The 10164-nt window shown below is 64.0% G+C and carries 8 protein-coding genes and 4 pseudogenes; 2 read left to right on the plus strand and 10 right to left on the minus strand.

Going from position 1 to position 10164, the window contains the following annotated elements; translation table 11 throughout:
* Positions 1–146: 146 nt before the first annotated feature.
* Positions 147–560, plus strand: a complete 414-nt coding sequence (gene rplP, locus ACQKPE_RS24715) for a 50S ribosomal protein L16 (protein ID WP_009397508.1) — start codon at positions 147–149, stop codon at positions 558–560.
* A pseudogene (gene rpmC / locus ACQKPE_RS24720) lies at positions 560–700 on the plus strand (50S ribosomal protein L29); the annotation flags it as partial. The gene rplP and the pseudogene rpmC, both read left to right, overlap by 1 nt.
* Here the strand turns inward: rpmC and ACQKPE_RS24725 are convergent.
* From ACQKPE_RS24725 to ACQKPE_RS24770, 10 genes and pseudogenes are all read right to left on the minus strand, one after another.
* Positions 692–970: pseudogene (locus ACQKPE_RS24725) on the minus strand (NADH-quinone oxidoreductase subunit L); the annotation flags it as partial. The pseudogenes rpmC and ACQKPE_RS24725 overlap by 9 nt on opposite strands.
* Positions 967–1275 carry an NADH-quinone oxidoreductase subunit NuoK gene (gene nuoK / locus ACQKPE_RS24730; RefSeq protein WP_003251446.1) on the minus strand — a complete coding sequence of 103 codons (309 nt, stop codon included), beginning with the start codon at positions 1273–1275 and terminating at the stop codon, positions 967–969. The gene nuoK and the pseudogene ACQKPE_RS24725, both read right to left, overlap by 4 nt.
* A 3-nt stretch (positions 1276–1278) precedes the next feature.
* Entirely contained in the window at positions 1279–1779 is a 501-nt protein-coding gene (gene nuoJ / locus ACQKPE_RS24735) for an NADH-quinone oxidoreductase subunit J (RefSeq protein WP_375101739.1), read from the minus strand.
* Between the two features lie 10 nt (positions 1780–1789).
* The gene (nuoI, locus tag ACQKPE_RS24740; RefSeq protein WP_011534620.1) at positions 1790–2338 is read right to left on the minus strand and encodes an NADH-quinone oxidoreductase subunit NuoI; all 549 of its coding nucleotides are present in this window, start codon (positions 2336–2338) and stop codon (positions 1790–1792) included.
* 11 nt (positions 2339–2349) lie between these two features.
* Positions 2350–3357 carry an NADH-quinone oxidoreductase subunit NuoH gene (gene nuoH / locus ACQKPE_RS24745; RefSeq protein WP_427669293.1) on the minus strand — a complete coding sequence of 336 codons (1008 nt, stop codon included), beginning with the start codon at positions 3355–3357 and terminating at the stop codon, positions 2350–2352.
* On the minus strand, positions 3354–6068 hold the full coding sequence (gene nuoG / locus ACQKPE_RS24750) for an NADH-quinone oxidoreductase subunit NuoG (RefSeq protein WP_427669294.1): 2715 nt from the start codon (positions 6066–6068) through the stop codon (positions 3354–3356). The genes nuoH and nuoG overlap by 4 nt, the downstream gene beginning before the upstream one ends.
* 130 nt (positions 6069–6198) lie before the next feature.
* Positions 6199–7563, minus strand: coding sequence for an NADH-quinone oxidoreductase subunit NuoF (gene nuoF, locus ACQKPE_RS24755; protein ID WP_427669295.1), 1365 nt, complete (start codon positions 7561–7563; stop codon positions 6199–6201).
* On the minus strand, positions 7560–8057 hold the full coding sequence (gene nuoE / locus ACQKPE_RS24760; RefSeq protein WP_045188416.1) for an NADH-quinone oxidoreductase subunit NuoE: 498 nt from the start codon (positions 8055–8057) through the stop codon (positions 7560–7562). Before nuoE ends, nuoF begins: the two co-directional genes overlap by 4 nt.
* Before the next feature lie 2 nt (positions 8058–8059).
* Positions 8060–9840: pseudogene (nuoC, locus tag ACQKPE_RS24765) on the minus strand (NADH-quinone oxidoreductase subunit C/D).
* 80 nt (positions 9841–9920) lie between these two features.
* A pseudogene (locus tag ACQKPE_RS24770) lies at positions 9921–10164 on the minus strand (NADH-quinone oxidoreductase subunit B); the annotation flags it as partial.

Raw genomic sequence — 10164 nt, forward strand, 5'->3', positions numbered from 1 at the left:
GCCCTCTACGGTCATGAGCCTGCCCCGTGAATATGTGCTGCGCCCCTGGGCGAGCGGTGGCACGACCGGCGCACGGGTGGCCCGCCAGGCCTGCACCTCAAGCACCAGCGCCTCGTAAAAAAGCTGCTAAGTAAGGGGTACGCCAAATGTTGCAACCAAAGCGTACAAAATTCCGCAAGCAGATGACTGGCCACAACCGTGGTCTGGCCCTGCGCGGTAGCAAGGTCAGCTTCGGCGAGTTCGCCCTGAAAGCTGTTGCTCGCGGTCGCCTCACCGCCCGCCAGATCGAGTCGGCACGTCGTGCCCTGACTCGTCACGTAAAACGTGGCGGCAAGATCTGGATCCGTGTATTCCCGGACAAGCCGGTTACCAAGAAGCCTCTCGAGGTTCGTATGGGTAAAGGTAAGGGTTCCGTGGAGTACTGGGTTGCCCAGATCCAGCCAGGCAAAGTCCTGTACGAGATCGAGGGTGTTTCTGAAGAGCTGGCGCGCGAAGCTTTCGCCCTGGCCGCTGCAAAGCTGCCTCTCGCCACCTCCTTTGTTAAGCGGACGGTGATGTGATGAAAGCGAATGAACTTCGTGAAAAATCGGCACAGCAACTGAATGAGCAACTGCTCGGCTTGCTGCGCGACCAGTTCAATCTGCGTATGCAGAAAGCAACTGGCCAGTTGGGGCAGTCGCACCTGCTCTCGCAAGTTAAGCATGGTGACCGACAGGCCATCCAGGTACAGGGTGAAGTTCGGCGCGAAGCCGTCTACCGACATCCACTGCCACAGCAGTTGGCTGTACGCGCCACCTTCAGGCGGGGCGACGTTGAACTGCCAGATGACATAGGCGGCCGTGGCGGCCGAGAGGCCGATCGAGCCCACGCCGATCAGCGCCGAGAGGTTCTCCGAGAACCGCCCGCGCGAGAACGACAGCAGCAGGAAGCCGATCAGGGGGAAGACGAAAGTCAGGAAGAGAAGGTTCATCCGCGCATCTCACTGGCAGCATCGATGTCGAGAGTGTGGAAGCGGCGATACAGCTGCAGCAGGATCGCCAGGCCAATGCTGGCCTCGGCGGCTGCCAGGCTGATGACCAGGATGAACATCACCTGGCCGTCGGGCTGCACCCAACGGGCACCGGCGACGACGAACGCCAGGGCAGAGGCGTTCATCATGACTTCCAGGCTCATGAGCACGAAGAGGATGTTGCGGCGGACCATCAGGCCAACCAGACCTAAGCAGAACAGGATGCCGGCGACCGCCAGACCATGCTCGAGAGGGATAGCACCCATGATTTACTCCTTCGCCTCGTTGCGGCCCAGGTGGAAGGCGGTGACGGCCGCAGCGAGCAGCAGCATCGACGCCAGTTCGACCACCAGCAGGTACGGGCCGAACAGGCTGATACCTACTTCCTTGGGGCCTACGGTGGTACCGCTGATGCCAGCGCCGCTCGGGGCGACGAACAGCACGTACAGCAGCTCCAGCAGCAACAGCGAAGCCAGGATCACCGGCCCCGCCCAGATGCCTGGCTTGAGCCAGCCACGTTCCTGGGCGACCGAGGCCGGCCCGAGGTTGAGCATCATCACCACGAAGACGAACAGCACCATGATGGCGCCAGCGTAGGCGATCACTTCCAGGGCGCCGGCGAACGGCGCACCCAGGGCGAAGAAGATCATGGCCACGGAAATCAGCGAAATGATCAGGTAAAGCAAGGCGTGCACGGGGTTGGTGCCGGTCACCACCCGAAGGGTGGAGACCACGGCGATCCCGGATGCGAAGTAGAAAGCGAATTCCATCTTTCTGTCCTTATGGGAGCAAGCTCTTCACGTTGATCGGCTCGGCTTCGTTCTGCGCAGAGCCTTTCGGCTTGCCAGCGATGGCCATACCCGCAACACGGTAGAAGTTGTAGTCAGGGTTCTTGCCGGGGCCGGAGATCAGGAGGTCTTCCTTCTCGTACACCAGGTCCTGACGCTTGAACTCGGCCATTTCGAAATCTGGAGTCAGCTGGATCGCGGTGGTCGGGCACGCTTCTTCACACAGGCCGCAGAAAATGCAACGCGAGAAGTTGATGCGGAAGAACTCCGGGTACCAGCGGCCGTCCTCGGTCTCTGCCTTCTGCAGCGAGATGCAGCCGACCGGGCAGGCCACCGCGCAGAGGTTGCACGCAACGCAGCGCTCCTCGCCGTCGGGGTCGCGGGTGAGGACGATGCGGCCGCGGTAGCGCGGCGGCAGGTACACGGGCTCTTCGGGGTATTGCAGGGTGTCGCGCTTGCGGAACCCGTGGGAGAACACCATTACCAGGCTGCGCAGCTGGGTGCCGGTGCCCTTAACGATGTCGCCGATATATTTGAACATGGGTCAAATCCTCACTGGGCCGCGACGGCTGGCATGTTGTAAAGCACAACCGCAGCGGTCACCAGCAAATTGATCAGGGTCAGCGGCAGGCAGAACTTCCAGCTGAAGTCCATCACCTGGTCATAGCGTGGGCGCGGGATCGAGGCGCGCAGCAGGATGAACAGCATGATGAAGAACGCGGTCTTCAGTGCGAACCACAGGAAGGGCACCTGTGGCAGCAGGTCGAACGGACCGTGCCAGCCGCCGAAGAACAGGGTGACCAGCAGCGCCGAGATCAGGATGATGCCGATGTACTCACCCACGAAGAACATGCCCCATTTCATGCCGGCGTATTCGATGTGGTAGCCGTCGGCCAGTTCTTGTTCCGCTTCCGGCTGGTCGAACGGGTGACGGTGGGTCACGGCGACGCCAGCGATGAAGAAGGTGCAGAAGCCGAAGAACTGCGGAATGATGAACCACAGGTTCTGGGCCTGGTATTCAACGATGTCGCGCATGTTGAACGAGCCCACCTGCACCACCACGCCCATCAGCGCCAGGCCCAGGAACACTTCGTACGACACGGTCTGCGCCGAGGCCCGCAGGCTGCCGAGCAGGGCGTACTTGTTGTTCGACGCCCAGCCAGCGAACAGCACGGCGTAGACCGACAGACCGGCCATGGCGAAGAAGAACAGCAGGCCGATGTTCAGGTCGGCGACGCCCCACAGCGGGGTGATCGGGATGACCACGAAGGCGATCAGCAGGGCACTCATGGCCACGACCGGCGCCAGGGTGAAGATCATGCGGTCGACGAAGGGTGGGTTCCAGTCTTCCTTGAAGAACATCTTCAGCATGTCGGCTGCGATCTGGAACATACCGAACGGGCCCACGCGGTTTGGACCGTAGCGGTCCTGCCACCAGCCCAGCAGGCGACGTTCGACGAAGCTGAGCAGCGCACCGCAGACCACCACCGCGAGCAGGACCACGATGGCCCGGACCACGGTGAGGATCACGTCGATCACTTCGGGGGTGAACCAGCTCATTGTGCTGCCTCCTGCAGGCCTTCGACGGTGGCACCGAAGATGGCAGGCGGGATGCCGGCCAGGCCTTTCGGCAGGGCGACCAGGCCTGCGCCCAGTTCCTCATTGATACGCAGCGGCAGGCGCAGCGACACACCGGCCACGGTCAGGCTGAGCAGGGCACCGTCGTTGACGCCCAGGCGGTCGGCTTCGGACTTGGCCAGGCCCACGTAGGCGGCCGGGATGCGCGTTTGCACCGGTGCTGCGCGCGAGGAGCTTTCCTCGCTGCCGAACAGGTGGAAGAACGGCACGGCAGTCCAGGTGCCACGGGCCGGGTTGAAGGCGCCCGGAATGGCAGTGAACCAGTCGAGCTTGTCGCCCTGGGTTTCGATCAGGCGCACGCCTGGGTCGCCTGCACGCAGGTGACCACCGACTTCGTCCTGGAACTTGTTCCAGGCCTGCGGCGAGTTCCAGCCCGGCGACCAGGCGAACGGCACCTGCTGGCGCGGTTCGGCTGCGCCCGAGTAGCCTTCCATGGAGAAGGCGAACGCGGTGTCCTTGTCTTGCGGGGTACGCGGCTCGTGCACGCTGATGTTGGCGCGCATGGCGGTACGGCCGGAGTAGCGCAGCGGCTCACGGGCCAGCTTCATGCCCTTGATGCGGAACGCAGCGCTAGGTGCTGCGTTGACGATGCCGGCCAGTTGCGGGGCGGCTTCGGCGCAGGCGCCGGTGACGTGGTCCAGCTGGGTCCAGTCGACCGGCTTGTTCAGCAGGGTGGCACGCAGGGCGTGCATCCAGCGCCAGCCTTCGTGGATCTGGATGCTGCTGTCCAGGTACTGCGGGTCGAACACCTGGAAGAAGCGCTGGGCGCGGCCTTCCTGGCTGACCAGGGTGCCATCGCCTTCGGCGAACGAGGCCGCCGGCAGCACCAGGTGGGCGCGGTCGCTGGTGGGGGTTTTGGAGTGGTCGGCGACGATCACCACCTTGGCCGCGGCGAGTGCAGCGTCGACTTTGGCGGCCGGCAGGCGGGCGTACAGGTCGTTCTCCAGTACCACGATGGCATCGGCCTTGCCGTTGATGACCAGGTCCAGCGCGGCATCGGCGGACTCGCCACCCATCATGGCCAGGCCGAGGCTGTTGGCCTCGGGCACCACCAGGCTCAGCGAGCCGTTCTTCTCGCGCAGCTTCAGGGACTTGGCGATATTGGCGGCGGCTTCGATCAGCGCAGGGTCGGCCAGCGAAGTACCGGCGACGACCAGCGGGCGCTGGGCAGCGACCAGGGCATCGGCAATACGTTGGGCCAGCTCCTTGGCTTCGGCGTCCAGGCCTTCGACGGCTGGGGCGCTCGGGTCGATGGCGTGGGCGACGGCGAAGCCGATGCGGGCGAGGTCGGCGGGGGCGGCGTGTACGCACTCCTCGGCGACGTCGTCCAGCTTGGTCTCGGCCAGGGAAGCGATGAACAGCGGGTACAGCGCGTGCTGGCCGATGTTCTTCACGGCAGCGTCGAGCCACGGCTGAACGCGCATGGCGGCGGCCATGGCTTCGGCCTTGCCCTTGGTGGCCTGGCGCACAGCCAGGGCAACGCGGGCGGCGGTTTGGGTGAGGTCTTCACCCAGTACGAACACCGCGTCGTGGTCTTCGATGTCGCGCAGGGTCGGCACTGGCAGCGGGCTGTTGTTCAGCACGTTGAGGGCCAGGCGCACGCGAGACAGCTCACCGGCTTCCATACCCGAATAGAAGTAGTCGGCGCTGACCAGCTCGCGCAGGCCGTAGTTGCTTTCCAGGCTGGCGCGTGGCGAACCGATACCGACGATGGTACGGCCGCGCAGCAGGTCGGCGGCCTTGTCCAGGGCGGCGTCCAGGCTCAGCTTGCTGCCATCGGCGAGCAACGGCTGGCGTGGGCGGTCGGTGCGGTTGACGTAGCCATAGCCGAAGCGGCCGCGGTCGCACAGGAAGTACTGGTTCACCGAGCCGTTGAAGCGGTTCTCGATGCGGCGCAGTTCGCCGTAGCGCTCACCGGGGCTGATGTTGCAGCCGCTGGAGCAACCGTGGCAGATGCTTGGGGCGAACTGCATGTCCCACTTGCGGTTGTAGCGCTCGGAGTGGGTCTTGTCGGTGAACACACCGGTCGGGCAGACCTCGGTGAGGTTGCCGGAGAACTCGCTCTCCAGCACACCGTCTTCAACGCGACCGAAGTACACGTTGTCGTGGGCGCCGTAGACGCCCAGGTCGGTGCCGCCGGCGTAGTCCTTGTAGTAGCGCACGCAGCGATAGCAGGCGATGCAGCGGTTCATCTCGTGGGCGATGAACGGGCCGAGGTCCTGGTTCTGGTGGGTACGCTTGGTGAAACGGTAGCGGCGCTCGTTGTGGCCGGTCATCACCGTCATGTCCTGCAGGTGGCAGTGACCGCCTTCCTCGCACACTGGGCAGTCGTGCGGGTGGTTGGTCATCAGCCATTCGACGACGCTGGCGCGGAACGCCTTGGACTCGTCATCGTCGATGGAGATCCAGGTGCCGTCGGAGGCAGGGGTCATGCAGGACATGACGATACGACCACGGGTGTCGTTCTCGTCGGTGTACTGCTTGACCGCACATTGCCGGCATGCGCCGACGCTTCCGAGCGCCGGGTGCCAGCAGAAATAAGGGATGTCGAGGCCGAGTGACAGACAGGCCTGTAACAGGTTGTCTGCACCGTTGACTTCGAGCGCTTTGCCGTCTACGTGGATAGTGGCCATGGTTCAAAGTTCTTCGTTGGCCCGCGTGAGCAGGCGTGGCTAATGGAAATCGGTGGGCCTGCGGCTCGCGTCAAACGTGCGTGCGCCTGCAAGGCCGGCGGGTGGCACTGACCACCCGCGTTTCATCTTGTTATGCGCCGACCACAATCGGCTTGGCCAAACTCGGGCGCAGGGTGTCGGCAGCACTTGCTGGCGCGACACCGGCCTCGAATTCGGACCGGAAATACTTGATGGCGCTGCCCAGAGGCTCCACGGCACCCGGTGCGTGAGCACAGAAGGTGCGGCCTGGGCCGAGGAAGTTCACCAGGCCCAGCAGGGTCTCGATGTCTTCGGCGCGGCCTTGGCCGTTCTCCAGGGCGCGCAGCATCTTCACGCTCCATGGAAGGCCATCACGGCATGGGGTGCACCAGCCGCACGACTCGCGGGCGAAGAACTCTTCCATGTTGCGCAACAGCGAAACCATGTTGACGCTGTCGTCGACCGCCATGGCCAGGCCAGTACCCATACGGGTGCCGACCTTGGCGATGCCACCGGCGTACATTTGCGCATCCAGGTGTTCTGGCAGCAGGAAACCGGTACCGGCGCCGCCTGGCTGCCAGCACTTGAGCTTGAAGCCATCGCGCATGCCGCCGGCGTAGTCTTCGAACAGCTCGCGGGCGGTGACGCCGAATGGCAGTTCCCACAGGCCCGGGTTCTTCACCTTGCCGGAGAAGCCCATCAGCTTGGTGCCGTGGTCTTCGCTGCCTTCTCGGGCCAGCGACTTGTACCAGTCGTTGCCGTTGGCGACGATGGCCGGTACGTTGCACAGGGTCTCGACGTTGTTCACGCAAGTCGGCTTGCCCCACACGCCGACGGCGGCAGGGAAGGGCGGCTTGGAACGTGGGTTGGCGCGGCGGCCTTCGAGGGAGTTGATCAGTGCGGTTTCTTCACCGCAGATGTAGCGCCCGGCACCGGTGTGCACGAACAGTTCGAAATCGAAACCGCTGCCCAGGATGTTCTTGCCCAGCAGGCCTGCGGCTTTGGCTTCGTCGATGGCGCGGTTGAGATTCTTCGCGGCGGTGGTGTATTCGCCGCGCAGGAAGATGTAGCCACGGTAGGCCTTCAGGGCGCGGGCGCTGATCAGCATGCCCTCGACCAGCAGATGGGGCTGTTGCTCCATCAGCATGCGGTCCTTCCAGGTATTCGGCTCCATTTCGTCCGCGTTGCACAGCAGGTAGCGGATGTTCATGGATTCGTCTTTGGGCATCAGGCCCCACTTCACGCCAGTGGGGAAGCCCGCACCGCCGCGGCCCTTGAGGCCGGAGTCCTTGACGCTCTGCACGATGTCGTCGGCCGACATGTCTGCCAGCGCCTTGCGTGCGGCCGCATAGCCGTTCTTGGATTCGTACTCGGCCAGCCAGACCGGCTCGCCGTCGTCACGCAGGCGCCAGGTCAGCGGGTGGGTTTCGGCCGAACGCGCGATGCGGTTGGCCGGGCCGAAGGAAGTGATGGTCATACGTAACCCTCCAGCAGCTTGGAGACGCCAGCGGGCTGCACGTCGCCAAAGGTGTCATCGTCGATCATCAGCGCCGGGGCCTTGTCGCAGTTACCCAGGCAGCACACGGGCAGCAGGGTGAAGCGCCCGTCGGCGGTGGTTTGGCCCAGGCCAATGCCCAGCTCGCTCTGGATCTGGCTGACCACCGACTCATGGCCGCCGATGTAGCAGACCATGCTGTCGCACACGCGGATGATGTGGCGACCGACCGGCTGGCGGAAGATCTGGCTATAGAAAGTGGCCACGCCCTCGACGTCGCTGGCCGGAATGCCCAGCACTTCGCCGATGGCGTAGATGGCGCCGTCCGGCACCCAGCCGCGTTCCTTCTGGACGATCTTCAAGGCTTCGATGGACGCCGCGCGCGGGTCCTCGTAGTGGTGCATCTCGTGCTCGATGGCCGAGCGCTCGGTTTCGCTCAGGGCGAAACGGTCGGTTTGGATAAGCGTGTTGTTCATGCTTAGCGGTCCACGTCAGCCATAACGAAGTCGATACTGCCCAGGTACGCGATCAAGTCCGCGACCATGCTGCCTTTGATCACCGAAGGGATCTGCTGCAGGTGCGGGTAGCTCGGGGTACGGATCCGGGTGCGGTAGCTCATGGTGCCGCCATCGCTCGTCAGGTAGTAACTGTTGATGCCCTTGGTCGCCTCGATCATCTGGAACGACTCGTTGGCCGGCATGACCGGGCCCCACGAGACTTGCAGGAAGTGCGTGATCAGGGTCTCGATGTGCTGCAGGGTGCGCTCTTTGGGCGGCGGCGTGGTCAGCGGGTGGTCCGCCTTGTACGGGCCTTCCGGCATGTTGCGCAGGCACTGGTCGATGATGCGGATACTCTGGCGCATCTCCTCGACGCGAACCATGCAGCGGTCATAGGCATCGCCGTTGTGGGCCAGCGGTACTTCGAACTCGAAGTTCTCGTAGCCGGAGTAGGGGCGGGCTTTACGCAGGTCGAAATCGCAACCGGTGGAGCGCAGGCCGGCACCGGTGGTGCCCCACGACAGCGCTTCCTCGGTGTTGTAGGCGGCCACGCCAATGGTACGGCCCTTGAGGATGCTGTTCTGCAGGGCAGCCTGGTGTACTCGTCGAGGCGCTTGGGCAGCCATTCGACGAAGTCCTTGACCAGTTTGTCCCAGCCGCGCGGCAGGTCGTGGGCGACGCCACCGATGCGGTACCAGGCCGGGTGCAGGCGGAAACCGGTGATCGCCTCGATCACGGTGTAGGCGCGCTGGCGGTCGGTGAAGGTGAAGAACACCGGGGTCATGGCGCCGACGTCCTGGATGTAGGTACCCAGGAACAAGAGGTGGCTGGTGATGCGGAAGAATTCGGCGAGCATGATGCGAATCACGTCGACCTTCTGCGGCACCTGGATACCCGCCAGCTTTTCCACCGCCAATACGTACGGCAGGTTGTTCATCACCCCGCCGAGGTAGTCGATACGGTCGGTGTAGGGGATGAAGCTGTGCCAGGACTGGCGCTCGGCCATTTTCTCGGCACCCCGGTGGTGGTAGCCGATGTCCGGGACGCAGTCGACGATCTCTTCGCCGTCCAGCTGCAGGACGATACGGAAGGCGCCGTGGGCGGACGGGTGGTTGGGGCCGAGGTTGAGGAACATGTAGTCCTCGTTGGCGCCCTGGCGTTTCATGCCCCAGGCTTCGGGGTTGAAGCGCGCCGATTCCTCTTCCAGCTGCTGCTTGGCGAGGTTCAGGCTGTAGGGGTCGAACTCGGTGGCGCGGGCCGGGAAGTCCTTGCGCAGCGGGTGACCTTCCCAGGTCGGCGGCATGAGGATACGCGACAGGTGCGGGTGGCCGGCGAAGTCGATGCCGAACATGTCCCAGACTTCACGCTCGTACCAGTTGGCGTTCGGCCAGATGCTGGTCACCGAGGGCAAGTTCAGGTCGCCCTCGCTGAGCGCGACCTTGATCATCACGTCGCTGTTACGGCCTACCGACAGCAGGTGGTAGAACACGCTGAAGTCGGCGGTTGGCAGGCCGCGGCGCTGGGTGCGCAGGCGCTCGTCGACGCCGTGCAGGTCGTACAGCATGCTGTACGGCTTGGCGACGTTGCGCAGGAAGCTCAGCACTTCCTTGAGCTGCGGGCGCTTGACCCACAGCACCGGCATGCCGGTACGGGTCTCTTGGGCGACGAAGGCGTCGGCGCCAAAACGGTTGTGCAGTTCGACGACCACATCTTGGTCGTCAGCCTTGTAAGGCGGAATATAAATAGCGGTGTCCGCTGTCATGGTCTCGGTCGCTTTGAGTCAACGTAGAGAATGAAGCCAGGCCGCCGGCTCCTTCCGGGAGCGGGCGGCAGGTCGCTGGATCAGACTTCGTCGGGGCTGCGCAGGTTGGTTACCGCGATACGCTGTTCGCGACGCAGGTCTTTCTGGGCGGGCATCTCGGCACGGTAAATGCCTTGATCGCCGACAACCCAGGAAAGCGGGCGTCGCTCCTGGCCGATCGACTCCTGCAGCAGCATCAAGCCTTGCAGGAAAGCTTCGGGGCGAGGCGGGCAGCCAGGCACGTACACGTCCACGGGGAGGAACTTGTCGACCCCTTGAACGACC

The organism is Pseudomonas sp. NPDC089554, from assembly GCF_050280645.1.
Classification (GTDB): Bacteria; Pseudomonadota; Gammaproteobacteria; order Pseudomonadales; family Pseudomonadaceae; genus Aquipseudomonas.

Bases quoted from the DNA above. Each gene is read 5' to 3' on its own strand.
- rplP (WP_009397508.1), top strand. From the start codon at position 147: ATGTTGCAACCAAAGCGTACAAAATTCCGCAAGCAGATGACTGGCCAC.
- nuoK (WP_003251446.1), bottom strand. From the start codon at position 1,275: ATGGGTGCTATCCCTCTCGAGCATGGTCTGGCGGTCGCCGGCATCCTG.
- nuoJ (WP_375101739.1), bottom strand. From the start codon at position 1,779: ATGGAATTCGCTTTCTACTTCGCATCCGGGATCGCCGTGGTCTCCACC.
- nuoI (WP_011534620.1), bottom strand. From the start codon at position 2,338: ATGTTCAAATATATCGGCGACATCGTTAAGGGCACCGGCACCCAGCTG.
- nuoH (WP_427669293.1), bottom strand. From the start codon at position 3,357: ATGAGCTGGTTCACCCCCGAAGTGATCGACGTGATCCTCACCGTGGTC.
- nuoG (WP_427669294.1), bottom strand. From the start codon at position 6,068: ATGGCCACTATCCACGTAGACGGCAAAGCGCTCGAAGTCAACGGTGCA.
- nuoF (WP_427669295.1), bottom strand. From the start codon at position 7,563: ATGACCATCACTTCCTTCGGCCCGGCCAACCGCATCGCGCGTTCGGCC.
- nuoE (WP_045188416.1), bottom strand. From the start codon at position 8,057: ATGAACAACACGCTTATCCAAACCGACCGTTTCGCCCTGAGCGAAACC.